Source organism: Paenibacillus sp. VTT E-133291 (genome assembly GCF_002264395.1).
GTDB lineage: Bacteria > Bacillota > Bacilli > Paenibacillales > Paenibacillaceae > Paenibacillus_AQ > Paenibacillus_AQ nitricinens.
On sequence record NZ_NFVA01000005.1, the window covers coordinates 24,488 to 50,024 of the forward strand.

23 protein-coding genes are annotated in these 25,537 nt (G+C 43.1%); 7 read left to right on the forward strand and 16 right to left on the reverse strand.

The annotated features are described in order from the left end of the window. Window positions 1-12: 12 nt before the first annotated feature. Both CA598_RS03640 and CA598_RS03645 read right to left on the reverse strand, forming a co-directional pair. Window positions 13-1,923, reverse strand: a complete 1,911-nt coding sequence (locus CA598_RS03640; RefSeq protein ID WP_256990349.1) for a sensor histidine kinase — start codon at window positions 1,921-1,923, stop codon at window positions 13-15. A gap of 114 nt (window positions 1,924-2,037) precedes the next feature. After that, window positions 2,038-3,936 (reverse strand): sensor histidine kinase, encoded by a 1,899-nt coding sequence (locus tag CA598_RS03645; protein ID WP_094875432.1) that lies wholly within the window; start codon window positions 3,934-3,936, stop codon window positions 2,038-2,040. A gap of 224 nt (window positions 3,937-4,160) precedes the next feature. On the opposite strand from CA598_RS03645, the gene CA598_RS03650 reads away from it, so the two are divergent. Next, the gene (locus CA598_RS03650; RefSeq protein WP_094875433.1) at window positions 4,161-4,559 is read left to right on the forward strand and encodes a hypothetical protein; all 399 of its coding nucleotides are present in this window, start codon (window positions 4,161-4,163) and stop codon (window positions 4,557-4,559) included. Window positions 4,560-4,652: 93 nt separating this feature from the next. On the opposite strand, the gene CA598_RS03655 is transcribed toward CA598_RS03650, so the two are convergent. Further along, window positions 4,653-5,858, reverse strand: coding sequence for an MFS transporter (locus CA598_RS03655; protein WP_094875435.1), 1,206 nt, complete (start codon window positions 5,856-5,858; stop codon window positions 4,653-4,655). Between the two features lie 204 nt (window positions 5,859-6,062). Between CA598_RS03655 and CA598_RS03660 the strand changes: the two genes are divergently transcribed. Next, the gene (locus CA598_RS03660; protein ID WP_094871568.1) at window positions 6,063-6,746 is read left to right on the forward strand and encodes a peptidylprolyl isomerase; all 684 of its coding nucleotides are present in this window, start codon (window positions 6,063-6,065) and stop codon (window positions 6,744-6,746) included. A gap of 236 nt (window positions 6,747-6,982) precedes the next feature. Here the strand turns inward: CA598_RS03660 and CA598_RS03665 are convergent, their stop codons facing one another. The 3 genes from CA598_RS03665 to CA598_RS03675 all read right to left on the reverse strand — a co-directional run bounded on the left by CA598_RS03665 (window position 6,983) and on the right by CA598_RS03675 (window position 10,121). Further along, window positions 6,983-8,089: a Glu/Leu/Phe/Val family dehydrogenase gene (locus CA598_RS03665; protein WP_076283886.1), complete on the reverse strand. Its 1,107-nt coding sequence runs from the start codon at window positions 8,087-8,089 to the stop codon at window positions 6,983-6,985. 183 nt (window positions 8,090-8,272) lie between these two features. Continuing rightward, on the reverse strand, window positions 8,273-9,205 hold the full coding sequence (locus CA598_RS03670) for a manganese-dependent inorganic pyrophosphatase (RefSeq protein WP_094875436.1): 933 nt from the start codon (window positions 9,203-9,205) through the stop codon (window positions 8,273-8,275). 118 nt (window positions 9,206-9,323) lie between these two features. Continuing rightward, entirely contained in the window at window positions 9,324-10,121 is a 798-nt protein-coding gene (locus CA598_RS03675; RefSeq protein WP_094875438.1) for an AAC(3) family N-acetyltransferase, read from the reverse strand. Window positions 10,122-10,288: 167 nt separating this feature from the next. On the opposite strand from CA598_RS03675, the gene CA598_RS03680 reads away from it, so the two are divergent. Beyond that, window positions 10,289-11,266 carry a ring-cleaving dioxygenase gene (locus tag CA598_RS03680; protein ID WP_094875439.1) on the forward strand — a complete coding sequence of 326 codons (978 nt, stop codon included), beginning with the start codon at window positions 10,289-10,291 and terminating at the stop codon, window positions 11,264-11,266. Between the two features lie 60 nt (window positions 11,267-11,326). Here the strand turns inward: CA598_RS03680 and CA598_RS03685 are convergent, their stop codons facing one another. Continuing rightward, window positions 11,327-12,028 carry a YjjG family noncanonical pyrimidine nucleotidase gene (locus CA598_RS03685; protein WP_094875441.1) on the reverse strand — a complete coding sequence of 234 codons (702 nt, stop codon included), beginning with the start codon at window positions 12,026-12,028 and terminating at the stop codon, window positions 11,327-11,329. Window positions 12,029-12,195: 167 nt separating this feature from the next. Here CA598_RS03685 and CA598_RS03690 point away from each other — a divergent pair, with 167 nt between their 5' ends. Further along, complete coding sequence (locus CA598_RS03690; RefSeq protein WP_094871567.1) at window positions 12,196-13,131, forward strand: MraY family glycosyltransferase; 936 nt, start codon at window positions 12,196-12,198, stop codon at window positions 13,129-13,131. Between the two features lie 333 nt (window positions 13,132-13,464). Here the strand turns inward: CA598_RS03690 and CA598_RS03695 are convergent, their stop codons facing one another. The 9 genes from CA598_RS03695 to CA598_RS03735 form a co-directional block, all read right to left on the reverse strand. Further along, on the reverse strand, window positions 13,465-13,986 hold the full coding sequence (locus CA598_RS03695) for a mismatch-specific DNA-glycosylase (protein WP_094871527.1): 522 nt from the start codon (window positions 13,984-13,986) through the stop codon (window positions 13,465-13,467). Window positions 13,987-14,143: 157 nt separating this feature from the next. Further along, complete coding sequence (locus tag CA598_RS32855; protein ID WP_256990340.1) at window positions 14,144-14,266, reverse strand: hypothetical protein; 123 nt, start codon at window positions 14,264-14,266, stop codon at window positions 14,144-14,146. A gap of 207 nt (window positions 14,267-14,473) precedes the next feature. After that, complete coding sequence (locus tag CA598_RS03705) at window positions 14,474-16,495, reverse strand: Re/Si-specific NAD(P)(+) transhydrogenase subunit beta (RefSeq protein WP_094875442.1); 2,022 nt, start codon at window positions 16,493-16,495, stop codon at window positions 14,474-14,476. After that, window positions 16,470-17,372, reverse strand: coding sequence for an ABC transporter ATP-binding protein (locus tag CA598_RS03710; RefSeq protein ID WP_094871524.1), 903 nt, complete (start codon window positions 17,370-17,372; stop codon window positions 16,470-16,472). The genes CA598_RS03705 and CA598_RS03710 overlap by 26 nt, the downstream gene beginning before the upstream one ends. Further along, complete coding sequence (locus tag CA598_RS03715; protein WP_094875444.1) at window positions 17,365-17,754, reverse strand: GntR family transcriptional regulator; 390 nt, start codon at window positions 17,752-17,754, stop codon at window positions 17,365-17,367. Before CA598_RS03715 ends, CA598_RS03710 begins: the two co-directional genes overlap by 8 nt. Before the next feature lie 168 nt (window positions 17,755-17,922). Next, complete coding sequence (locus CA598_RS03720) at window positions 17,923-18,675, reverse strand: amino acid ABC transporter ATP-binding protein (RefSeq protein ID WP_373455806.1); 753 nt, start codon at window positions 18,673-18,675, stop codon at window positions 17,923-17,925. Window positions 18,676-18,690: 15 nt separating this feature from the next. Then, window positions 18,691-19,350 (reverse strand): amino acid ABC transporter permease, encoded by a 660-nt coding sequence (locus CA598_RS03725; protein WP_094871519.1) that lies wholly within the window; start codon window positions 19,348-19,350, stop codon window positions 18,691-18,693. A gap of 29 nt (window positions 19,351-19,379) precedes the next feature. Continuing rightward, window positions 19,380-20,150, reverse strand: coding sequence for an amino acid ABC transporter substrate-binding protein (locus CA598_RS03730; protein ID WP_094871518.1), 771 nt, complete (start codon window positions 20,148-20,150; stop codon window positions 19,380-19,382). Between the two features lie 209 nt (window positions 20,151-20,359). After that, window positions 20,360-21,481, reverse strand: a complete 1,122-nt coding sequence (locus CA598_RS03735) for a polysaccharide deacetylase family protein (protein ID WP_094875446.1) — start codon at window positions 21,479-21,481, stop codon at window positions 20,360-20,362. 484 nt (window positions 21,482-21,965) lie between these two features. On the opposite strand from CA598_RS03735, the gene qoxA reads away from it, so the two are divergent. Genes qoxA through qoxC form a run of 3 tightly spaced genes read left to right on the forward strand, consistent with a single transcriptional unit; the run spans window position 21,966 to window position 25,536 of the window. Continuing rightward, on the forward strand, window positions 21,966-22,961 hold the full coding sequence (gene qoxA / locus CA598_RS03740) for a cytochrome aa3 quinol oxidase subunit II (RefSeq protein WP_094875447.1): 996 nt from the start codon (window positions 21,966-21,968) through the stop codon (window positions 22,959-22,961). 38 nt (window positions 22,962-22,999) lie between these two features. Beyond that, window positions 23,000-24,943, forward strand: coding sequence for a cytochrome aa3 quinol oxidase subunit I (gene qoxB / locus CA598_RS03745; RefSeq protein WP_042185110.1), 1,944 nt, complete (start codon window positions 23,000-23,002; stop codon window positions 24,941-24,943). Then, window positions 24,940-25,536 carry a cytochrome aa3 quinol oxidase subunit III gene (gene qoxC, locus CA598_RS03750; protein ID WP_094871514.1) on the forward strand — a complete coding sequence of 199 codons (597 nt, stop codon included), beginning with the start codon at window positions 24,940-24,942 and terminating at the stop codon, window positions 25,534-25,536. The genes qoxB and qoxC overlap by 4 nt, the downstream gene beginning before the upstream one ends. Window position 25,537 lies beyond the last annotated feature (1 nt).

Genomic DNA, 25,537 nt, shown 5'->3' on the forward strand with positions numbered 1-25,537 from the left:
GCAGGATTAACCTCATAGGGAGTAGGAATCATCCGGAGCTTCTGCCAGTGGCAGTATGGTAATGGATTCGGTTCCTACTCCTTTTTTGCTTGTGAATCTCACTTCACCTTGCATAGCTTCAATGATGCGGAAGGTGACCATCAATCCTAAACCTGTTCCTTTATTTTTTTTGGTGAAATATGGTTCTCCTAGTCGGTGCAGAACATCAGGGTCCATTCCTTCCCCGTTATCTTTGATGTGAATAATCACTTTATCATCTTCACCATACACCGACATATAAATGAACCCTTCCTCACTGAATGATTCAATGCTGTTCTTGATAATGTTAATGAACGCCTGCTTAAATTTCGAGGAATTTCCTTTTACCCATAATTGACCGGATACATCCAGAATCATTTTCCCTCCATTGATGTGACACAGGGGCTGCATAATACTCTCAATATGCTTGAATTCATCATATAAATTCAGACTAGAGATCGTCTCAAATTCTGGTTTAGCAAAGGTTAAGAAATCAGTAATAATATTGGATGCACGATCTAGTTCACTTAGGGCCATTGACATATAAATTTGCTCTTCGTTAACAGATTTCTCGCTAAGCAGCTGCAGAAAGCCCCGAGTGACTTGTAGTGGGTTTCTTACTTCATGAGCTACAGATGCAGCAAGCTCGCTAATGATCTCCATTTTTTCCGAACGCTCCAATTCATTGTTGAAACGCTCTAGTTCTCTAGAGTAATTAACAACCTGTTGATGGTTAAAGGCTAATCTTCGTTCCAGAATTACGATCAAGGAAATAATGAAAGCAACCAGCCCCCACTTCCACAAGAACAAATCATAATTCCCTTTTTGGATGTAATACCATAATAGCTCTGCAACTACAGTAAACGCAGCGGTTCCAAATCCAATGGCAAACACAATAGCATCTTTATTTCCTTTAAGAGAGAATATAACCACACATGCGATCAGCAGGATGAATTGGAGGATAAGGATAAACCCTATAATGGTGGTAGAAATAAAATAATAGAACTTAATATAGTGATTATTGGATAGGAGATTGATTAAAAGACATAACAAACCAAAAGAAGAGTAAAGCACTTGAAATTGACGAAATTTTCGAATGATACTGAATTTACCACTACCGAATAATTTCTCAAATAAAAAGGTAAGCGCTGGGAGAAGTGAAAAAAGGGCTAAGTCTAAGCATACGTTACTAATTGGCCCCAATTTATTGTAAAAGGTATAGATGAAGGGGGAGTAGGTTATAGAAAGGATTCCAGTAGCCGCTATAACTACTGCTAGTGAAGCAACACTGGAGAAATAATCTTTGTTTATGTATAGAGCACTTATAAATAGAACAATAGCCACCAGAAAAAAAGCGCAGCCCAAAATCACATCACTTAGTCCATTCTCAATATATTCATTAATTAATTGACTATGTTCACCGATCATTACACTTTCTTTAATTCCAATTCTGTCTTGCATGGTTTCTGTCCAGATATATAGTGTTTTCCCGTTATCTTCTTTACTTAAAGGCAACAGCAAAGAATAGTTATCCTTGATATATTTACGATTTTCCTCGAAGATCAAACGATCCTCCACATACACTCTCACATGAAGAGCATATAAAGTATCGATATACACCGAAGGAGACACATAACTTAAAACGGGTAAGGAAATGCGGCTCCAAGAAGAGGATACTCCTGAAGGTAACTCTGGGAGTCCCTTCTTAGAATCTATGTTCATCCAGCCTTGCTGGCCTTCACTCCACGGAATCTCTTTTCCTGCATTTCCTGTTTCATCCCCCCATTTCATTTGCCACTTTGTAATTTCTTGGGGTGGATTTGGGTTCGCCGCCGATACAATAATAGAGCCACAACCTATCAGGAGGAGTGAAAGGGTGATTGTAATGTGGAGTATTCTAACCATCAAGCGCATATAGGCACCTCAGAAGGAAGTTTCAGAAACAATATTCTGTGTGTTACTACTTCGCTCACTATGCTACCCTTTCCTTCTAAAAAACGGAATAATCATTAAATTCTCCTAATTTTTTCTAGCCTTTGGCAATTTAATAATAATCTCCGTCCCTTCCCCCTTCTCACTCCGAAACTCAGTTGACCCTTCCATCGCCTCAATTATTCGGAAGGTTACCATAAGTCCAAGCCCTGTTCCTTTTGTTTTATTAGAGTAATAAGGCTCACCCAGTCGGGCCAGTTCACTACCACTCATCCCTTCTCCATTATCACGTACACTAATCATTATATGGCCTTCGGATTTCCAGGCCGTAATTCTAATAAGTCCATTATCCTGCAAGGCTTCGATGCTATTTTTTATAATATTAATAAACGCTTGTTTAAATTTGGCAGATGATCCAATCACGCAGAGTTCTGACTGCAGGTTGAGTTCAATGACTCCCCCTTGCAAATTTGCAAGCGGAGCGAGAATACCCGACACATGCCGTAACTCCTCGGATACATCAAGCCTCTCAATGGTCTCTAGCCCTGGCTTAGCAAAGGTAAGGAAGTCTGAGATAATCACCGTAGCTCTATCCAGTTCTGCGATAGCCATCTGCATATATTCCCTCTCCTTATAATCTGAACGTTCTCCTAGGATCTGAAGGAAACCACGGGTTACCTGTAAAGGATTCCGTACCTCATGCGCTACAGAAGCCGCCAATTCACTTATAATCTCCATTTTCTCGGAACGCTGCAAATCATTATTAAACGTTTCAAGCTTACGAGAATATTCAACAAGTTGCTCGTGATTTCTCGTAAACCTTCTCCCCAGAATGACGATTAAGGATAATACGAAAACCATCATCCCCCACTTCCACCAATATAATTGATAGGATTCTCTGGATATGTAGTATACGATCAATTCGACAAGAGATATAAATGCAAAGATGGTAAACCCTGTAGTAAAAACAATAGCATCTCCATTGCCGCGATAAGTATGAATTAACGCTAAGCTTACCAATAATATAAATTGCACAATCATAATGATGCCTAGAATATCAGCAGTCATGAATCTATAAAAGTCTTCCAGCTGATACGACAGAAGGATATTAATAACCATTAGTGAAAGACAGAATATAGAATATACCAATTGAAATTTACGGAATCGGGTAACGATTTGTTTTTTCCCTGAACCGAATATTTTCTCGAAATAAAAGGTTACGGATGGCAACAAAGTGTACAACGCTAAATCAAAGAAAACAAGCACGATTTTCCCATAATCCCCGAGGATGATCGGCAAAAACGAAGAATACGTAACCACTATGACTCCAATAGATAAGAGAATTAATACCAACAAAAATCCGTCCGTAAAAAATCCTTTTCTCAAGAATAATGAACAAATAAACAGGACAATAGCTATAAAGATAAATGTCGTCCCAATGATAATATCCATTAAGCCCTGCTTTACATAAATGGACAACAGCTCACTGTAGCGATCTACTCTTATTTCGCCTTCTATTCCTAAATCCTTGCTTCCTCCGTGTGTCCATATGTATAGTTCCTTCCCTCCATCTTCTATGGATAAAGGAATTAGAATTTTGCTGCCGTTGAAATTGTATTTATTCTCAGAATCATATACTAACGCGTTATTCACATAAGCTTTGACGCTATTTCCATATACCTTATTAATGAATAACGCGGATTTCTCGCTCATTTGCGGCAAAGAAAACCGGAGCCACGCTGAGGATGTACCTTTTGGCGTCTCTGGTTTGTTATCATGAGGCGTTACGCGAATCCATTCATCATCTGCAGCTGCTACAGCTTCTTCGACAGTCTCTGCTTCTGTATTTCCAAATCTAATCTCCCAGCTTGGCAGCGCAGAGTCTGATGATCCAGCACTCACTATCGCCGCACCGTAAGACACTATTGCTGTTAGCAATAGAAATAATAGCAAAGAAGCCGCTATCTTTGGTTTTGGCAACTTCATCGTAGCACCTCAGTAATTCATTAGTTGTTTAAATGATCATATATGATTCTTAATTTCGACAACCTTCGCACTATTCCTGCCTATTCTTGTTAATTCCCTCGAAAAAAGACGTTATTTATCAGCGTTATTTCCCTGATTATTTATAAACCGATTCGAACATAGGCAATCGGGTAAAGATACATATGAGAAGTCCAAATCTTAACCTACCGAGGGAGTGAACGGCTATGGAAGATACACCTAATAAAACTGAGGCCGACTTTGCATACGAGCGTTATATACAAGCTGATATTGATGTAGAGGATGTTGTCAATGAAGATGCCGACCCCGTATTGGTTGGCGATAAATATTTGGCGGCGGATATTGGTTTAAACCAACCTGAGGAAACACTCGAAAGAAATGACTTACTGGAATCCGATGCATTCCTGGCTGCTGAAACGGCAGGACTAACAAGCAGCGATACTGATGATGACGAGGAGCTGCTAGAGATGGAAGAGGAGGATCCGCCACTGGAAGATATTCCTGATGCAGATGAGGTGTATCCGGGATCCATCATCGACCCTGCTTCACCACCAGTAGATGGAATGCCTGGAACGGACATCTTAAACGGATCACAGGGAGATTAGACTATATAAAGCCGCCGGAATAGGATCCGGCGGCTTTATTTGTCTTTCAATATGAGCACTGGTTTCAGTAAGGGTTATTCTTGTTGCTGCCGGTTATTCTGCTGAACGCGCTGCTGCAATTTGGGAATCCAGCTTACGGGTCTTAACCAATACCGCTGCTACAAGCAGCATCACCCCATTGATCACAAACACCCAGCGGATCTGGATAAATGCCCCAAGTAAGCCACCTATAATAGGCCCGGCCATTGTCGCGAGTTGAGATGCCGCTTGGTTGAGACCAAAGGCACGTCCACGAAACCCGGGTTCAATCACTTGTACAATCATTGCGTTTACAGATGGAAGCACACCTGCATAGAACAAGCCGTAGGCAAAACGAAGAACGGCGAATTCCACATACCCTGTAACAAAGAACTGCAGAATATTACCGATACCTCCACCGATTAATCCAATGAACAAGATCATCCCGAAACCCTTCCGGCTTCCAATTCTACCCCACAGCGGAGCCATTAGCACAGTAGCAATACCCACAGCGGAGAATACAATTCCTGAGCTTAGCGAGGCGCTGCTTTTGGCGATTCCCATGTCTAGCAGATGTATCGGAATAAGCGGCTCCAGAATCATAACAGAAAAGGTACTTATTCCCGCCAGCGATAGCAAAGTCATAAATGCGCGATTGCTACGCGCTTCCTTAATATCATCACTTACATGAGACCTCGGAGCAGATCGGTCAAAATTCTCTTCTTTAGCAAAAAAAGTAGCGATAAGTGCCGAAACGAGTACAATACCTGCTGAGAATAAAAAAGCAACCCGATTGCTTGTGTAAAAACTCACTACACCGCCGATCAATGGACCAATGATACTGCCCGTTGCTCCGGCTGTAGACATAATACTCAGCGCATAACCGGTCTTATCCTCAGGTGTGTTCGTAGCCACCATGGCTATCGCAGCGGGAACAAATCCAGCAAGCAATCCTTGCAGTACGCGTACGATCAGAAAGACGTAAGGATCATGCACGAAGTAATTAATCAGATATAAGGCTGCCAAACTGAAGCCCGAGCGAATAAGCATCGGCTTCCGACCATATTTGTCGGCTAAGGAACCCCAGTAGGGAGAAATTAAAGCGCTGGCCAGAAAGGTTATGCCAAAACTAACCCCAGACCAAATTTCCAAATGATTCGTAACCCCAAGTTCGTCACTCAAAAAAATAGAGAGGAACGGAATAGAGATCGAATACGCTGTACTACAAAAAAAGACACCCACCCAAAGCACGATTAAGTTCCGTTTCCATGAAAAGCGCATGATCTACACATCCTTTCTTGATGTTCTCGCGGAAACATTCCTATTATTGTAAACCTCTTTTGTGAATGTGCCAATCCCACATGTCACAACTGACCTTTGCATGTAAAGGGACAAAGAGGTTATTATGAGAAGTACCTACGAGATTATTCAAGAAAAAGGAGAGATTGATTAGTGAAGTCTACACGAGCAAGATCTGCTATCCTAATGGTCATGTTATGCCTGGTGATGGTTATTGCAGCAGGTTGCGGTAATAAGCCTACCAATAATAATGCCAGCAGTAATAATGGAAGCAGCAGTGGAGCAGCAGGTAATAACGCTAGCAGCGAGACAAATCCTGGAGCTAATGAAGGGCTCCCTTCAGCTACAGCAAGCCACCCCGTTGTGACCATTGAGATGGATAATGGAGGCATCATCAAAGCCGAGCTTTATCCTGAAGTTGCCCCTAACACGGTTAACAACTTCATCTCACTGATTCAAAAAGGATTTTATGACGGCACCATATTCCATAGAGTGATCCCTAATTTCATGATCCAGGGCGGTGACCCTGATGGAACCGGTATGGGTGGTCCAGGGTATAGTATCGCCGGAGAATTCTCTGGAAACGGGTTTACTAATAACCTGTTGCATACGGAAGGTGTTCTGTCCATGGCAAGATCGCAGGCTCCAGATTCTGCCGGCTCCCAGTTCTTTATTATGGATGCAGCTTATCCTAGTCTAGATGGAAGCTATGCCGCTTTTGGCAAAGTTACCGAAGGCATGGACGTGGTTAAATCCATTGTGGGCTTGAAAACAGACAGTTCAGATCGTCCAGAAGAACCGCCAGTGATGAAGAAAGTAACCGTCGACACACTAGGCGTCACTTACCCGGAACCACAAAAAGTACAATAACAAGCAAAAACGCCTTCGGCGTCCTTAATGGACGGTAAGCGTTTATTGAGAGAAATATAAGGATAATATATAGCGTGAAACTTATAAATTCTTATATATTAAAAAACTCGGCAAGCTCCCATCCGGAAAATGATTCGGAGAGACTGCCGAGTTTTTTTAAAAATATAAGCTTACCGTCCTTTAGCGACGCTGATGCGCTTTTGCATGTGAAAGACTAATTTAAGTACCTATGCACCTTATCCCCGGAGTGATCTTCTGCTAAGCGCATGTTGACCATTTCGCAGGAAAGTACTACGAGTATTTCTTAATAAGGAAATCCGTTCCTCTGCAAGCTGATTTGCCGCAACAGAAGTAGGAATTCCATTTAGACGTGAGATTTCCAGCACGCGGGTGATGTTATCGTAAATTTTTGAAACCTGCTTAAACGCACGTTCCTTATTATAACCATTCAGTTCATCGGCAATATTAATAACGCCACCGGCATTAATCACATAATCAGGAGCATACACAATGCCCATTTCGTGCAGCGTATCGCCATGATAGGCCTCTTTTAACTGATTGTTGGCTGCGCCTGCGATCACCTTCGCCTTAATTACCCGGAGGGACTCATCATTGATCGTTGCTCCGAGTGCGCATGGAGCATAGATATCACAATCTGTACTGATAATATCTGCAGGATCGACTGCTTTGGCGCCGTAAGCTTCTACTGCGCGCCCAACAGCTTCTTTATGAATATCGGTTACGATAAGCTGAGCGCCTTCTTCATGAAGATGCTTACACAGCGAAAAAGCCACATTCCCAACACCTTGAACGGCTACAGTCTTCCCTTCGAGCGAATCACTGCCAAACGCTGCTTTGGCCGCTGCCTTCATCCCTTGGTATACGCCGTAAGCCGTCGCTGGTGACGGATTGCCCGATGAACCATAAGTAGGAGATGTACCTGTAACATAATCTGTCTCCTGATAAATAATGTTCATATCTTCTTCTGTAGTGCCAACATCCTCGGCTGTTATGTACCGTCCATTCAAGCCCTGTATGTATCTTCCGAAAGCACGGAACATCGCTTCGTTCTTATCCTTCTTGGGATCACCTATAATCACTGTTTTCCCGCCGCCTAAATTTAGACCCGATACTGCATTTTTGTACGTCATCCCTTTCGCTAAACGAAGCGCGTCAACAATCGCTTCCTCTTCTGTAGCATAGGTCCACATCCGTGTCCCACCCAGTGCGGGCCCTAATGTCGTGTCATGAATGGCGATGATTGCCTTTAATCCTGATGCTTTATCCTGACAAAATAACAGTTCCTCGTAATCGTCCCGCTCGAGTGCTGCAAACAATTCCATTCTTAATATCCCCTGTCTCTTTGTTATATTCCACATGTTGGTTGTTACTCTTACCTCTCAAAGTATTGTAGCAGAATGCGTCGTAAAACAAAAAGAACCACGTCACCCTTAAAACTTTCAATGGATGACGTGGCTCTTATATGAATGCTACTGCACCGAATCGAGTGCAATTGTCAAAATGCGTTACAGCTTAGCAATTGTTTCTGTAAGAACAGGAACGATTTGCGATTTACGGGATACTACACCTCTGAGAAGTGCTTTATTGTCATCAAGCTTAACATTGTACGCCGTTTCTACTGCACCTGCAACACGACCCAGAGCCAGACCCACAGAATCGTTATTGAGGATATCTGTAACTACAAACAGGAACAGATCCAATTCTTTTTCAGCAATAATGGAAGTAAGTGCAGTTTCCAGTTCAGCTTGTTTGGAGAGAACATCATTAACATCCACCGCGTTCACTTGAGCGATTTCAACTTTGTATTCACCCATTTTGAATTCCTTTGCATCCAAGGAAATCAGTTGAGCGATACTCTTGTCGCTAAGGTCAGCTCCAGCTTTCAGCATGTCGAGACCGTAGCTTTCTGCATCTACACCAGCGATTTCAGCAAGTTCACGTGCTGCAGCTACATCTTCCGCAGTGCAAGTTGGTGATTTAAACAGCAAGGAATCAGAAATGATCGCAGACAGCATCAATCCGGCGATTTCTTTAGGGATTACAACTCCGTTTTCTTTATACAACTTGTTAAGAATAGTAGCAGTACAGCCTACTGGCTCAGCACGATAGTATAACGGATGTGCAGTTTCAAAGTTTGCGATCCGGTGATGGTCGATAACTTCAACCACGCGCACTTGATCAATGTCATTTGCACTTTGTTGGCGTTCGTTATGGTCAACAAGAATAACCTGATTTGCTTCACCAGCTACGTTCTCTACCAGTCGAGGAGCAGCGACTCCGAAATGGTCAAGCGCAAATTGCGTTTCACCACTAACCTCACCCAGACGAATTGCCTCAGCATCCCAGCCCAATTCCTTTTTGAGTGCAGCATAAGCAATTGCAGAACAAATCGTATCCGTATCCGGATTTTTGTGTCCAAAAACCAAAGTTTTTTCCATTTCCAATCTCCTTACTATGTTTTAGTGAGATTAATATACCATACATTGATAGCGGCTTCCAGATTGTGTGGTTTGAAAAATGCTTTATCGGCATTCAATTAGCCTCTTCTAGGGTTGCTCACGCCCTAGTCTTTGGAAGTGGTACCGGCTTGTCCTCCCCATGCAGTGGCTCATTATCTGAGAAAAGATCAGGATTTTCTGTCAGCATCTGGCTTAGAATATTCGTTGTTTCTACCGTCCCGCATATCCTAACCAGCGCATCGCCAAAATGCCCCTTACGCATAGCACCGCCTTCTTCAAGCTCGCGTTCCACTTTCCAAAAATGCTCAGACCAAGAGAGGCCACAGTGTCTGCGAGAAGGCACCATGATTTCATCGCCACCTGGCGTCACCGTATATAGCTCCTCATAGGTATCCGTCATTCTGCCTGGAATATCGACCCACTCTTCAATGCCATGGATAAACGTATTCCGCCGAAGATCGACTCCCAGCAGGACAATTTCCGCCTTTCGATCAAGTAGCTTGCCCCATGCTGAACCACGGGCGCACGGCGTATCCCAGCGTTCATCTCCCGTGGTGAAATCCTCAGCATCTGCACCTAAAGCCGCTACAGAATGTGTCGGATGCCAAGAGCGAGTAACATTTGGACGTTTACGGAACAACTCCGGTAATATCCCTACACAAGAAGGGGAATCTTGAACAGAGAACCTTGGATTGTCTGCATTAATATAAGCCCATGTATGGGTTGGCAATACGAGCAGTCCGTCCTTCATATATTCACTGAGTACATCCAATACTGTGTTCGCGCCTCCATCTACTTCCCCAATGCTTTTTAATGAGGAATGGACCAGAATAGTCCCATGTGGATCAAGCTTTAGCTCCTGCAATTGTTTCATCAAGCTAGTTGTTGTGTGCAATGTACGCTCTCCTTATGTATGAACTGGATTTTATGATGCATAAACATCTACTTGCAAAAACCGCTTTTTACTATTAAAATTATAGCTACTTAATAATACTCACTTAATATTTTAAAGATCACAATATAACTTACTCACATTTAGCATTTACACGGAGGTAATTACACATGACATTAACATTAAAAGGACTACACCACGTATCCGCAATTACAGGTAACGCACAGGAAAACTTTAGGTTCTATACCGAAGTACTTGGACTGCGTCTCATTAAAAAGACAGTAAACCAGGATGATATTTCAGTGTATCATTTATTCTATGGTGATGAGAAGGGTAACCCCGGAACCGAATTAACTTTCTTCGAGCTCCCGATGGCGGGCCGCAACCGTGCAGGCAACAACAGCATTTCCGCGCTCTCCCTTCGGGTGCCAAACGATGCCGCACTTCTCTACTGGGAGCAGCGCTTCACCGAGCTTGACGTAGAGCATGGGACGATTCAAACAATCGGCGGCCGCCAGACTTTAGCCTTCCGTGATCATGAAGGGCAACGTTTCATACTAGTATCCGACGAGAATGATAAGGGTGTTGCCGCTGGCATCCCTTGGGCAAAAAGCCCGGTACCTGCTGAGTATGGGATTATTGGTCTAGGTCCCGCACATCTTACAGTAGAAAGTGCAGAGCATACTGCGGCTGTACTGGAGCAATTGCTTGGCTTCCGCCGCAAAAGCACTCATCCTTCCACAGTAGCAGGACAGCCAGATGTGATTGTATTCGAGACTGGAGAAGGCGGGTCAGGTGCAGAGGTTCACCTAGAGGAACGTAATGATCTAGAGCAGGAACATTTAGGTCGAGGCGGGGTACACCATGTCGCATTCCGCGTGGACAACGAGGAGGAATTGAAGCAATGGGTCCAGCATATACGCACTGCTCAGCTTCCTAACTCCGGATTCGTGGATCGTTTTTACTTCCGCTCCCTTTATTTCCGCGAGCCTAACGGCATTCTTTTTGAGCTAGCTACAGACGGACCAGGCTTTGCAACAGATGAGCCGATGGAAAGTTTGGGTGAATCTCTTGCTCTGCCACCATTTCTGGAATCGAAACGCCAGCAAATCGAAGCTTATCTGAAGCCGCTGGATACTCAGCAATAAGATCCTTCAGCTCACTTAATAAAAGGTGTGAGTCGCTATGCGCTCACACCTTATTTTTTATTATTGAAGATCAGCTGTCTTGCCTACAATGTCTAAGAGCTCCGACAGAACTCGAATTTCGTATTTCGGTTGAACACCCGACGAATTCTCTTTACCGAGCGGGTTAAACCAGCAAGTATCGATCCCATAATTGATTCCGCCTTGAATATCAGAGGTTAAGGAGTCCCCTACAATCAGTACTTTTTCCCTATCCGAAATCCCCAATTTGGCAAAAGCATAATCAAAAATCCCTGTCTCCGGCTTCTGACAACCAGCCTCCTCTGAAATAATAATCTGCTCAAAGGTTTCACTAAGCGGTGATCCTTGGATTCTGGAAGTTTGCACTTCTTTAATTCCGTTCGTAATGATTGCTAATCGGCAGCCGGCAAGCTCCTCGCACAGCTCGATCGCTCCCTGGATCAGAAAGGTTCCCTCGCCTAAGAAACGCAGATAGGCTTCACTAAACGCCTCAGGATCTAGCTCCAGCGCATTCGCAGTGAATAACCGATTAAACCGTTCCACGCGTAATGCCGCAGAACTAATCTTCCCCTGCTCCAAATCCCGCCACAGCGCATGATTAATCTCCTGATAACTGGCAGCATAATCCTCAGCACCTGTGGGCATCCCAACATGTAGAAATGCGTTAGATAACGCGTGACTTTCTGCCATTCCGTAATCAAACAGTGTATCGTCAGCATCGAATAAAATAACGTCGTATTTCATCATATCCCCCAAAACTCTTTTCTCAAAAAGGTACTACAGTGATACAATCAAGTCAACTTATCAGTCAGACGACAAAAATTTACTTTTTTAAGGTAGTTTTAAGCGAACTGTGTTATTTTAAAAAGAAAACGGTGGTGAGCGTCATATTATACGTTTTATCGTTTCTAATGTCTTTTTCTATCGTATACTTTCTAATTCCGCCGCTCGGCAGACTAGCTTTCCGACTTGATTTTGTGGACAAGCCTCGTCAAGACGTTGAGCGTAAAATCCATAGAGAACCTATACCGCTTACGGCCAGTTATGCCATATTCATCGGGTTCTTCATCACTTACCTGGTCTTTGCCCGGGAATTTTCCATGGAGACCGTCGCACTGTTTGCAGGGGGTGTGCTGCTACTAACTATTGGTACCATAGATGACTGGTACAAAACAAAGGGTAAGGATTTCCCGGCACTGCCCAAAATGATTGTGCAGGTTAGTGCGGCTGTTCTTGTTTATTTTTCCGGCAACGCATTTACCGGATTCTATAACCCCTTCTCAGGGGATTATATCGTTCTACCCGTTGTATTACAGTTTCTATTGACGATTATCTGGATCTTCGGCGTAACCACTGTCATTAATTTCTCGGATGGTATGGATGGTTTGGCTGGCGCCTTAACTGCTATTTCGGCCATAACACTATTTATTGTCGCATTAACTAAGGGGCAGTCCTCTTCAGCGATTATGGCGATTGCGCTCGTCGGCGTTACCATTGCTTATCTACGTTATAATAAACCGCCTGCCAAAATCTTTATGGGCGACGCCGGGGCTACCTTTCTTGGTTTCATCCTTGCGGTAATCGCACTCGACGGTGCGTTTAAGCAAGCCACGGCCCTGTCGCTGTTCATCCCGATTCTGGCGCTGGGCGTTCCGATCTTCGACAATATTTTTGTCGTCGTCAAACGCTTTATCCAAGGCAAGTCCATTTATCAGGCCGACGCAACCCAGGCTCATTACCGCCTGCTCCGTGCAGGTCTGAGCCAAAAGCAAGTCGTTGCCGTGTTATGCTTGATCAGCGTTTGTCTATCCTTATCCTCTATCATCCTGTTGTTGATCGAGACTTAGCCTATACAACCCTTTGAAGACATAAAACGAGCAAGATTCCAACTGGAATCTTGCTCGTTTTATGTTCAAAGCTTTTCGGGCGTGGCGGATTACAGGGACTTGATGGGAGATAGCCAAGAGTGAGTCAGAGCTGTAGCAAGCTGTGTTATAAGGTACATAAGGGCTTCTAATTCTACTACGCTATATGGCAATCATTGTCGAGTCCGATAGCTCATCCATGAAGTTGCTCCTTCGTGTTACTAGCTGCATTTCTCAGCTTCTCCACAACTACCCCTACACATGCGCCACTACTCAGCATTCCACCCTCTGTTCCCTCCAACTCAGTCTCCCGAGTCAGCCATCGCTCTCTTGTGTAAACTCAGCTAACCTACGGTAGATCCCTACGATCTCCTCCATTGGCATTCGAACCAATCCACTGGAAGAGGGGGCGACAAATTCACGCACACCATCTACCGTTGGAGACACGTTTCCTTGAAATCCCCATTCTGCTTTTTTTCTCCGACTAAACTCTGTATATACACCTTTTCCAACGAAGCAAGCGACTTGTGGGCGATAAAGCGCCAGCTTGGAGCGAAGCAACTCGCGGCCCTCATTATATTCCTCACGAGTGATATCGTCGATCCCGCGTGTTGGCCTGGCAACAATATTCGTAAAACCATAACCCAGCTTAAGCAGCTCTCCGTCCTCAGACGCGTCGTACAACCGAGGAGTAAGTCCTGAATTGTGTAAGATTCTCCAGAAATTATTTCGCGGATTCGCGTAATGATGCCCAACCTCGCCAGAACGGATACTCGGGTTAAATCCAATAAAAACAATTTGTAATCCGTGATCTAAATGATCTGGAATTTCGTCCATGTGACTCTGCCTCCTACCAAAAGACGTTCTTATTCAACTATGAGTGTACACATTAAGACAGGAAGATGGAATAGGTTCTGCCAGCCATAACTCTTACCCGCATAATAAAAGGTTACACCCATTTGACCAGCTCTAATCGTATCAACAGTTAGCAGCGTCAATTTCCCCCGGCGGCTTCCGGCCATACTGGCGAAATGTGACCCTTGGAGTCATCCAGCTTACCAGTTCCATTGCCCCGTTTCACACGCATACAAAATGCGGACTTATTCTTCAGATTCAATGGTCCGAAGCTGCTGAATGATCGATTGATATATTTCTGATTTATGAATCCCTCTCTTTAACCTTCTAAGTATTGCAAAAAAGGCCATGGACTCCATCGTCCATGGCCAGGCTTCACCTAAATAACATATCTCCAAAAGCATACTCCAACTATCCAGTTTATGTAAACCGGTAGTCTTTATCTGCAATCTTCTACCTTATTCTGAGCTTATTTCAGCAAAGCCTTCAATTCAGGCGTCATATCCGATGCTTTTAACATTACGAAATCGCTATAACCCTCTTTGTACATCAACTTCACAATGTAGTTGCCATTTTCAACTCCATAATTGAATTGATTATCCACAATATCCGTTAATAGTGCCTTATCCTTCGTAACAATTGTACGATTCTTTTCACGTGCAAGTATTAGCCTTTGTTCAGGACTAGTAGGATTCTTAGGTGTTTGCTTATCCATATAGTCATCTTTTATTATTTCTGCCGATTGTATATCTTCAGCGGTTGTTCGTACTTTATCCGTATAACCCTTTTCGACCATCCATTTATCTAACTCATGGAAAGAAGACTTCCACGGATAATAATAACCGTAATTTACAGATGGCCGATCACTTACCTCTTTTACCTTTATCTGTGTTTGGATATTAGCCACATCAGGTCTTCCGTCCTTATCTACCTGTACCTCATAGGACATATTCAAAATTTCATGCTTGATAATCTCCTTTAACTCTGAAATTTCCCCGGGATCAGAGATGGCTACTTTTTTATTCCTGTTGGTAATCCACATATAATCCAGGTCTTTGTCTAACAGAGTTAAATTATAGTTTTCATACTTGAAAGCTTCAGTATCCTTAACCGCCTTGATCTCTGATTCAAACCCCTTATTAGGGATCCAGTATTCCCTCACTAGCTTGTGACCATTCTCCAATTGATAAGCCAGAGTAAAGTATTCATAAACGTATTGTTGTGAGGTATGTTCTGGACGTACTGCAACTACCGCTTGATGAAACTTACGGACAGCTTCTATATAATCTTTATCATGCGAAAATGGATCCTGTCCCATATAAGGTGTAGTTGAATAATCATCTATTGGGGTATACCACCGGTAGTTAGATCCCATATATACACCGCTAATCTTATCACCGGAAGGCACTCTGGCTTCATACCCCGTAACACTTGATACCGGAATATACAGAAGTAACCCCAGCATTACTGCATAAACCGAAAAATCTGCTAACACTTTACGCGTCATAATCTGCCATGTTTTTCGAATAATCATTTCTGCGGCAATATAACCAATAATGGCTCCAATGGCATATCCGCCAATCACCCAGCCTATTTGCTGTTGCTTCATTTGTGCAAAATAAGTTCCGGAGATAAGCATGGCACATAACATAACTCCTGCTTTAAAAAGTGGATTGAAATATCCAAAAGCAATAGCCTGGCCGGCTTTTTCAGTATTACGTTTACGGTATAGCAGGTAGGATAATCCAATAAATAAAAGTGACAATACTCCATAGATCCATAATTCGGTATTGGTGTATGGTTTGCCGGTAAAATAATACATAATATGAACAAACGGAGACCACATCTGTGATTTAGAATCTAGGAATCTTACATTTGCATTTGCATATCCATAAAGATACATGGCTAAATGGCTATTGCCTAATGAAATCAGTACAGCAGGAAGAATAAGCAAAATATAAACGATAATTCCCTGAAGAATAGATTGGCCCGTGCATATTCCCACAAAAACACTAAAACAGAAGAGGAACAAAGTCAAAATACTAACGGTGATACACCATTGCCAAATATCTGCGCCTTGAAAAATATAAAAATTGCCACTCCATGGCTTAACAACTGCAACCACTCCAGCAGTTAACCAAACAGGCAACAGCAGTAATATAAGTCCACTTGTCAAATGAGCTGTAAATAAATGCCCTCTGCGTAAAGGCAAGCTATGAAAGAGATCTGAGGGTGATTTTGCTTGAAGGTACCGGAACAAAAAGAGTCCAGCTGCAACAGGGATCGTAATAATAAACAAGGCTTGCACACTACCAGCGATGCGAAATAGATGTTCAATTTCCTGCGGTTTCTCATTCGGATTATTGCTCATGAACAGCTGCAGTGGAAGTGCGAACAATAAGCCAAGTGCATAGATAATCCCTATCCAGCCATGCTGGCGGAAGTTCTGGCGAATAATACTGCTATTAAAGTAGTACCGGCTGCGCGTCATATCCGACATCCCCCATTTCATAAATAAAGATCTCTTCTAACGTCAACGGAAGCAAATCGAATACGTATGGCTCATATACCTGAAAGGCCGCTTTGATTCGCTCACGATCCCCTTTTACTATGTACAGGTTCACGCTCCCCCGGCGTTCTTGATGTAAAATTTGCAGCTTCGCTGATATCGGAATTTCATGCCGCTCATCTCGGAAGGCCACTTGAATCTTATGAGTGTCCGCCTTAAGATCATCCAGATCCTTCTCAATCAACATCTTACCACCATGCATAATCCCTACATGATCGCATAGGTCCTCGATCTCACGAAGATTATGTGAAGAAATGATTACCGTCAGCTCGCGTTCAGCAACCTCCTGAAATAGCAGGTTTTTGATCTGGCGTCGCATTACCGGATCTAACCCGTCAATCGGCTCATCCATAATAAGCACATCTGGCATACAGCTTAAACATAACCAGAATGACGCTTGCCGCTGCATCCCTTTGGAGAACCGACTAAGCTTACGCTTCTTATCAAGCTGAAAGACGGTCCCCAAATCTTCAAAACGCTTCTGATTCCAGCTCGGATAGATCGAGCGATAGAAGGCTGCCATTTGCAGCATGTTGGATTGCGGGAAAAAGTAAGGAGAATCCGGCATAAAAATAACCCGTTGCTTAGTTGTCGGGTGTTCGAATACCGCTTCACCATCCACCTTCACGGTCCCCTTATCCGGAAAGTAAATGCCTGCCAAGGTCTTCAGCAGCGTAGTTTTACCCGCTCCATTAGACCCGAGCAGCCCATAAATTGTCCCTTTATGTACCGTTAAAGAGATATCATCAACGGCCTTCTCCCCTTGAAATAACTTGCTGACTCCTCGAATCTCAATCATTACTCTTCCCCCCTTCTCTCTGCTTTTCCACTTGTCGGTACAATGAACTAATCTCAGCGGCGGTGAACCCAAGATATACCGCTTCCGCCATCAGTCTAAGCAACTCATCACGTACTTCAGCTTTTTTAATCTCATTCTGTTCTTTTTTCATTGGGGCTACAAAACTCCCTTTCCCCTGCAGTGAATAAATATACCCCTCACGTTCCAATTCACGGTAAGCCTTCTGAATCGTATTGGGATTCACGGTTAGCTGCTGGGATAATGTCCTTACCGAAGGCAGTTGTTCATCAGTCTGCAAAATACCATGTAAAATCATCTCCTTGACCTTATCGGTCAGCTGCTCATAAATCGGCTTGCGACTGCGAACGTCCAATTCGAACATAACCATCCTCCTTTCACTGTCTTGCATTAAATCCATCATGACGTGTATTAACTGTACTACTATTATTAATACAGTTCAATCTTTATGTCAACGCAAAAAAAACCCACACAGTGGTTTATAACTGTGTGGGTTTTTCTCATAAATAGACACTTTATTAGCTTGAGCTATTCACACTCTCGACTCTTGATTCAAAAAAATTCGAGTGCGTTCCTGCTGTGGATGATCAAAAATCTGCTCAGGTGTTCCAGACTCCGTGATCTCACCGTTGTCCATGAAAATCACACGGTCGGCCACATCACGGGCAAAATTCATCTCATGAGTGACAACAATCATCGTCATATTCTCCTCAGCAAGTTGACGTATGACGCGTAGTACCTCGCCCGTGAGTTCAGGATCAAGCGCGGAAGTGGGTTCATCGAACAATAGAATATCAGGATTGAGCATTAATGCTCTCGCAATAGCAACCCGTTGCTTCTGTCCACCTGACAGCTTTGCAGGATACACATCCGCTTTTTCAGCAAGTCCTACCTTAGAAAGTAAGTTCTCGCTTCTAGCCGTAATCTCCTTCACGCTTTCTCGCTTCAACATCCTTGGAGCTAGCTCTAGATTGCCTCGCACCGTTAAATGTGGAAATAGGTTAAAGTGTTGAAACACCATTCCCATGGCCGCCGTGATCTCACGAATACTTGCTCCACTAGCGTATTTTCCATTCTCCACGAGCGGCTTGCCTTGGATGAAGATGCTTCCACCCGTAATTTCCTCTAGATGTACTAGACTACGCAGCATCGTACTCTTACCCGAACCTGAAGGCCCTATAACAGCGACGGCTTCACCCGCCTGGATATTGAAACTAACCTTCTTCAACACATCCAATTTGCCGAAGGATTTCTGTAAATCACTTACTTCTATCATGTTACTCATATTCAGACAGTCCCTCTACTCGAATTTAAAACGTTTCTCCAGTCCTTTGAAGAATAAAGTGAGCACCAGCGTCATCAGTAAGTAAATCACTCCCGCCACTACAAAGGGGGTTACAGTAAAGTCTCGATTCACTGCTGTTTTTGCATAGTTCAGTAGCTCAGGCACAGCAACGGCATACAGCAGAGCCGTATCTTTGACCAAGGAAATCGATTCATTTGCCACGGCTGGCAAAGCTACCCTAAACATTTGAGCTAGAATTACCTTGCGCAGCGTTTGCCATTTACTCAGTCCGAGTACTTTAGCTGCTTCATGCTGCCCTTTATCAATGGAGAGCATGCCCCCACGGAAGATCTCCGCGAAATAGGCCCCATAGTTAAGAATAAATCCAAGACTCGCCGCAACGAAGCGGTCCATGACCAGATATTGCCCAATCACCGGAATCTGTGGTAAACCAAAGCAAAAAAATAACAATTGCAGTAAAAGTGGTGTTCCCCGCATGACATAGATATAGGTATGTGCAATCCAAGCCACGGGCTTGATCGCACTCTTCGCCATCAAAGTGACTAGGAACCCGAGCGGAATCGACACCAAAATAACAATAAGAAACAATAAAATAGTTGTACGCGCGCCTTCTAACATCGGCCCGGAAATTTGTATTATATAATCCATTTTCATTTCTCCAATAAACTCTGTATATTGACCTGCTATTTCAATACCTTATTCTCACCAAACCACTTCGTGGAGATCTTCTCAGCCGTTCCGTCATTGTTCATTTCATCCAAAGCCTTTTGAAGTTCTTCCAGTAGTGCCTCATTGCCTTTCTTAATTCCAATACCGTACTGCTCAGGAGCAAGCGATTCATCTAGTAGCTTAAAGGTATCAGGCTCTTTTGACATATAATATCTGGCTACCACTTCATCAATGACTACACCGTCCAGGCGCTTAGTCTTCAAATCTGTGAGCGCTAGCACATTATCCGGAAATTCCGACAGATTAGCAATTTGGTCTTTAATCGGATTAGCATTTAAAGCATCGGCAGCAGAGGATAGACTTTGAAGTCCTACCTCTTTACCAGCCAAATCCTCAAGCTTTGAAATAGTGGAATCCGCTAATACGACTACTACCTGACTATTCTCAAGATAAGGCTTTGTGAATAACACCTTTTCCTTACGTTCATCTGTGATGGTATAACCATTCCAAATCATATCAATGCGCCCACTATTCAGTTCTGACTCCTTAGCTGACCAGTCAATAGGCTGAAAAGTGATTTCTTTGCCCATTTTCTCAGCTGCAGCTCCGGCATAGTCGATATCAAACCCAACAATTTCATTGTTCTCATCTCTAAAGCCCATTGGAGCGAACTTATCATCAATCCCGATTACCAGCTTTCCGTCCTTGCTCCCAGAAGACGAACAGCCTGATAAAGCTGCAATAACCATGATCATAAATAAAACTAAAAATGCATTCTTCTTCATCTCTTTTATCCCCCATCGTTGACACAGCGCCGTGTGCTTTAGTTCGCTAATACGTTATCAGAGTATCATGATAACATGACAAATTAACTACGTCGATAGATTAGGTAAGCCTCATGTGTCAAATCTACAAAGATTTCAGACAACAAAAAAAGACGACAGATCAAATCTGTCGCCATAACAATGAAAATGATTTAATTTTACTATCAGAGTTAGCGCTTATCGTTCCAAAAATTGTTAGGCTCCATATCCGAAGTAATACTACGGAACGCATAGCCTTCTTTCTTCAGTGCCTCTAGGATGCGTGGAAGAACTTTAAGTGTAGCCTTTTGATCATGCATTAGAATCACCGGGCTGCTCTTCTTCAGATTATGAACCTCTCTCATAACTGTATTATAGATAGAATTACTATCATTCTTATATCGCCAATCCTCAGAGTCAACGTTCCAATCCCACAGATGGTACCCTTGCGTTAATATCTTATCTCTATAAGCTTTTGTTAAATAAGGTTTACTGCCATAAGGTGTACGAATCAGTGTTGTACTTTGACCCGTAATCTTCTTCAGAATTGCATTATCGTCATTCATCTCTTTTAACGCAGAGGCTGGAGAAGCATAAAATTTATCTTTCACATGTGTCATGCCGTGTAAAGCAGGTGCATGTCCCTCTTTCACTAAGCGTTTCACTTGAGACGCATGTGCGTTCATGTTATTTCCCAACATAAAGAAAGTTGCTTTCGCATCATACTTCGCCAAAATATCAAGTAGTTGAGAGGTAGTAGCAGATGGACCATCATCAAAGCTAAGATATACGACTTTCCCCTTTGTGCCTGTCGTCCCTGTAGGTACATTTTGTTGTAAATCCTTTTTATATTGGTTCACGAATGCAGCATCGTCTAATTTAGCCCCGGAATTATACACTCTTAATAGAGATTGAGCTGGCTTAAACGAAATTGAAAATCCAAGATGAGAGGTCATCTTCACAGGAACCATCGTTCTACCATTTTCAACAAATGTTATCAGCGGAATAGTCTTTCCATTAGGGAGAAGAGCTGTTGCATGATCATTCAGCAGTTCGATGGAACCGTTGTTCCCTTGAACATGAATTCCAACACCCTGAAGGGTAAGATTCAGATTCAGTTCTAGGGACAAATCACGCAGTGAAACATAATATGTATCCTTTATCGACACTGCATCAATTTTAGTTAATTTATCGTTCACCCCTAATTTCAGGGATCCTGTCGCACCCGCTGCATTCACTGTATCTATCTCTCGTACCAAACCCGTACATACGAATAGTACTATAAATAAAAGCCACACTTTCTTTTTAAACATCTTAAAAAATCTCCCATCTCGTATATTTACCTATAACATTATCATAGATTAATAGATAGAAATTTGAGAGATTGTAACTTAATACAGAATAATTTGTTACCCTTTTCGACGTTCGCAGATATTTCGACAAAATTCATCAAATTCTGATTTCGACCAAATCCTGTCACACCAACAAAAAATGGTTAAATTCCAATCCTTTTGCACAAAATAGATGTGTCCAAATTAGCAACTTTAGTAAATTATTGAACAAATTTTGAACAGAAATAAATAACCATTAAACAGCGTAGCTACAGTGATCTTTATCATATCATTAGGAACTTGTAACAAATTGATCACACATATTTAACTTGATCGCCATTATTAAGGTCTATTATGGCTAAGATGGAAAAATAAGTCTTTTGCTTTCTTTCTCATTAGTTCTTACTATATATGAAGGTAATGATGAGGGTTAATTAATAGAAGTATTGAAGGAAGGAGCTTAAGCATGAACAAAAAGGGACCGTTATACGCTTTATTTCTCAGCCTAATTTTACTCTTGCCAGGATGCAGTTCAATCGCTGTTCTGAATCCGAAGGGGCCGGCTGCGAGAACTCTGTCTGACACGATCATCCTCTCCATTGTTGTGATGCTCGGTGTTCTAGCAGTTGTCTACATCTTATATGTCTTTGTACTTTTGAAGTACCGCGCTAAGAAAAGTAACGAAGATTATATTCCTCCTCACGAGGAAGGAAACAAATGGTTGGAGGCTATCTGGATTACAATCCCGATTATTATCGTGGCATTCCTCTCCGTGGTCACTGTCAAAACGACAGTAGATGTAGAAAACGTTGCAGCGGATTATAAAGATCAGAAACCGCTTGTAATCTACGCTTCCTCCTCCAACTGGAAATGGCATTTCAGCTATCCTGAGGAAGGTATTGAAACCGTGAACTACGTGAACATTCCAGTTCACCGCGCTGTCGAGTTCAGATTGTACTCTTTCGGTACGATCTCAAGTCTCTGGATCCCTCAATTGGGAGGACAGAAATATGCGATGAGTGACATGCTTACCACTTTGCATCTTTCAGCGGATACTGTAGGTTCTTATACCGGAAGAAATGCGAACTTTAATGGTAAGGGTTTTGCCCACATGGAGTTTGAAGCCCTTGCGATGACTGATAAGGACTATCAAGAATGGGTAAAAGACGTTAAAGAAACAGCAGGTCCATTAACCGAAGATGAATTCAAAAATCTTTTGAAAATGGAATATGTCGGACGCAAAACATTCACCAACACTCACTTATCCTTTAGCCCTCCTCCGGGAGATCATGGCGACCATATGAGTAATAATGGTAAAGAAATGGATATGGATAATGGAACTATGGAACATCAGGATAATAAAGAAATTCATCCGTCTCCTGCACCATCTAGCGAGACAGAATTTAACAGCGAACCTAATCCAGAACTGGATGAACAGAGCACTACACATGAAGGACATTAGTCCATGTTAATTGAGCAACTTGAAAGGAGCGATTCCTAATGGATTGGGATAAATTTAAGGTCCACGGCGAACCCCTGATTTACGGGGCTATGGCAAGTATTGTTTTAGCTACAATCGGGATTATCGTCGGACTAACCTATTTTAAAAAATGGGGATATTTATGGCGCGAATGGTTAACTACCGTTGACCACAAACGTATCGGGGTTATGTATATCCTTGCTGCGCTACTAATGCTTTTCCGCGGCGGCGTTGACGCTATTATGATGAAGCTGCAAACGGCAGCCCCAGACATGAAATTTCTTGACGCACAGCATTACAACGAGGTATTTACAACACACGGCTTGATCATGATCCTCTTTATGGCCATGCCGTTTATTATCGGTTTGATGAACGTTATCGTACCGCTACAAATCGGTGCCAGAGACGTTGCCTTCCCGCGTCTTAATGCCGTCAGCTTCTGGCTCTTCTTCTTCGGAGCAATGCTGCTTAACATTTCGTTTGTTATCGGGGGATCACCAGATGCTGGCTGGTCTGCATACTTCCCACTAGCAAGTATAGAGTTCAGCCCAACGGTGGGTAACAACTACTATTCGCTCGCGCTTCAAATATCTGGTATCGGTACACTCCTCACAGGCGTTAACTTTATTGTAACGATTCTGAAGATGCGTGCTCCAGGTATGAAATTGATGAAAATGCCAATGTTTACATGGTCCGTGCTAATCACGAACGTAATTATCGTATTCGCTTTCCCAGTGCTTACGGTTGCGCTCGCTTTGATGATGTTTGACCGGTTATTCGGCTCTCAATTCTTCACGATGGCCAACGGCGGTATGGATATGTTATGGGCCAACCTTTTCTGGGTATGGGGACATCCAGAAGTATATATCGTTGTACTACCTGCCTTCGGTATTTATAGTGAAATTATCGCCACCTTCTCCAAAAAGAACCTGTATGGATATACATCCATGGTCTTTAGTATGTTGATCATCTCCCTATTGTCCTTCTTAGTATGGGCTCACCATTTCTATACAATGGGTCAAGGCGCTATGGTTAACAGTTTCTTCTCGATTACTACTATGGCCATTGCCGTTCCAACAGGTGTGAAAATATTCAACTGGCTATTCACCTTACGAAAAGGGCGAATATCATTTACGACGCCGATGCTATATTCGCTCGCCTTTATCCCGATCTTTACGATTGGTGGGGTAACAGGTGTCATGCTGGCCATGGCCAGTGCCGATTATCAGTACCATAATACAATGTTCCTGGTGGCGCATTTCCACTACGTTCTCATTCCAGGTGCTGTATTCGCCGTTATCGCAGGTTTCCACTACTGGTTCCCTAAAGTATTCGGCTTCCGTTTGAACGAACGCCTTGGTAAACATGCTTTCTGGTGGATTATTATTTCCTTTAACGTATCGTTCTTCCCACTATTCCTTCTCGGACTTAAGGGAATGACACGTCGACAATACACTTATTCTGCGGATACCGGATTTGGTCCGCTCAGTATGGTCTCGTTCATAGGGGCGATAGGTCTTACAGTCGGATTTGTAATTCTGGTGTATAACATCTACTGGAGTACACGTTATGAACCAAGAGATACAAATGGAGATCCATGGGATGCACGTACTCTGGAGTGGGCAACGAAAAGTCCGATTCCGGCTTACAACTTCGCAGTGGTTCCAACCGTAAAAACACGCGATGCCTACTGGTTCTCTAAACAAGACAACGTACCTTTATACGAAGACAAGATTACTAAGATTCATATGCCTAGTAATTCAGGCAAACCATTTATTCTGGGTGTTATCTTCTTCATTGCAGGATTCTCTCTGGTATTCAGTCTCTGGATTCCGGCCATCCTCTCTGGAGTAGGTATCCTCATCGTTCTAGCTGCTATGTCCTTCGATCGGGATCACGGATTCTACATCCCTGCAGAAGAAGTTATTGCTACTGAAAAGAAATTGCGGGGTGAGACAATATGAAAATAGATGCGTCTAAGCCGCTTGAATACTCAACAGAAGAGAATAGTAATAAAATCTTTGGCTTCTGGGTCTTTCTAGGAGCAGAGATTGCACTGTTCGCTACGTTGTTCACTGTTTACTTTGTAATGGTAGACCGTTTTGCCAGCGGCCCTAGCGGGCCGGACCTTTTTGAAATTGGTCCAGTGATGATCGAAACATTACTGCTGTTGACAAGCTCATTTACGATCGGTCTTGCAGTTCATGCTATGCGGCATGGTTACCAAAAAGCTATGATGGTCTTTTTCGGACTAACCCTGTTAATGGGTCTCGGCTTCCTTGGTATTGAAATCACGGAGTTTGTCACTTATGTTCACGAAGGGGCTACACTTCAAACCAGCGGATTCCTATCCAGTCTCTTTGTACTGCTGGGAACACACGGAGCTCACGTATCGTTCGGGTTCCTGTGGGGTGCGGCTATCTTAATCCAGTTGAAGCGTCAAGGTATTACTCCGGCTACGGCCAATAAATCCTTTATCTTCTCGCTGTACTGGCATTTCTTGGACGTTGTCTGGATCTTTATTTTCAGCTTCGTCTATCTGAAAGGACTGATGTAGC

Bases quoted from the DNA above. Each gene is read 5' to 3' on its own strand.
- CA598_RS03640 (WP_256990349.1), bottom strand. From the start codon at position 1,923: ATGGTTAGAATACTCCACATTACAATCACCCTTTCACTCCTCCTGATA.
- CA598_RS03645 (WP_094875432.1), bottom strand. From the start codon at position 3,936: ATGAAGTTGCCAAAACCAAAGATAGCGGCTTCTTTGCTATTATTTCTA.
- CA598_RS03650 (WP_094875433.1), top strand. From the start codon at position 4,161: ATGGAAGATACACCTAATAAAACTGAGGCCGACTTTGCATACGAGCGT.
- CA598_RS03655 (WP_094875435.1), bottom strand. From the start codon at position 5,858: ATGCGCTTTTCATGGAAACGGAACTTAATCGTGCTTTGGGTGGGTGTC.
- CA598_RS03660 (WP_094871568.1), top strand. From the start codon at position 6,063: ATGGTCATGTTATGCCTGGTGATGGTTATTGCAGCAGGTTGCGGTAAT.
- CA598_RS03665 (WP_076283886.1), bottom strand. From the start codon at position 8,089: ATGGAATTGTTTGCAGCACTCGAGCGGGACGATTACGAGGAACTGTTA.
- CA598_RS03670 (WP_094875436.1), bottom strand. From the start codon at position 9,205: ATGGAAAAAACTTTGGTTTTTGGACACAAAAATCCGGATACGGATACG.
- CA598_RS03680 (WP_094875439.1), top strand. From the start codon at position 10,289: ATGACATTAACATTAAAAGGACTACACCACGTATCCGCAATTACAGGT.
- CA598_RS03685 (WP_094875441.1), bottom strand. From the start codon at position 12,028: ATGAAATACGACGTTATTTTATTCGATGCTGACGATACACTGTTTGAT.
- CA598_RS03690 (WP_094871567.1), top strand. From the start codon at position 12,196: ATGTCTTTTTCTATCGTATACTTTCTAATTCCGCCGCTCGGCAGACTA.
- CA598_RS03695 (WP_094871527.1), bottom strand. From the start codon at position 13,986: ATGGACGAAATTCCAGATCATTTAGATCACGGATTACAAATTGTTTTT.
- CA598_RS03705 (WP_094875442.1), bottom strand. From the start codon at position 16,495: ATGACGCGCAGCCGGTACTACTTTAATAGCAGTATTATTCGCCAGAAC.
- CA598_RS03710 (WP_094871524.1), bottom strand. From the start codon at position 17,372: ATGATTGAGATTCGAGGAGTCAGCAAGTTATTTCAAGGGGAGAAGGCC.
- CA598_RS03715 (WP_094875444.1), bottom strand. From the start codon at position 17,754: ATGTTCGAATTGGACGTTCGCAGTCGCAAGCCGATTTATGAGCAGCTG.
- CA598_RS03720 (WP_373455806.1), bottom strand. From the start codon at position 18,675: ATGAGTAACATGATAGAAGTAAGTGATTTACAGAAATCCTTCGGCAAA.
- CA598_RS03725 (WP_094871519.1), bottom strand. From the start codon at position 19,350: ATGAAAATGGATTATATAATACAAATTTCCGGGCCGATGTTAGAAGGC.
- CA598_RS03730 (WP_094871518.1), bottom strand. From the start codon at position 20,150: ATGAAGAAGAATGCATTTTTAGTTTTATTTATGATCATGGTTATTGCA.
- CA598_RS03735 (WP_094875446.1), bottom strand. From the start codon at position 21,481: ATGTTTAAAAAGAAAGTGTGGCTTTTATTTATAGTACTATTCGTATGT.
- qoxA (WP_094875447.1), top strand. From the start codon at position 21,966: ATGAACAAAAAGGGACCGTTATACGCTTTATTTCTCAGCCTAATTTTA.
- qoxB (WP_042185110.1), top strand. From the start codon at position 23,000: ATGGATTGGGATAAATTTAAGGTCCACGGCGAACCCCTGATTTACGGG.
- qoxC (WP_094871514.1), top strand. From the start codon at position 24,940: ATGAAAATAGATGCGTCTAAGCCGCTTGAATACTCAACAGAAGAGAAT.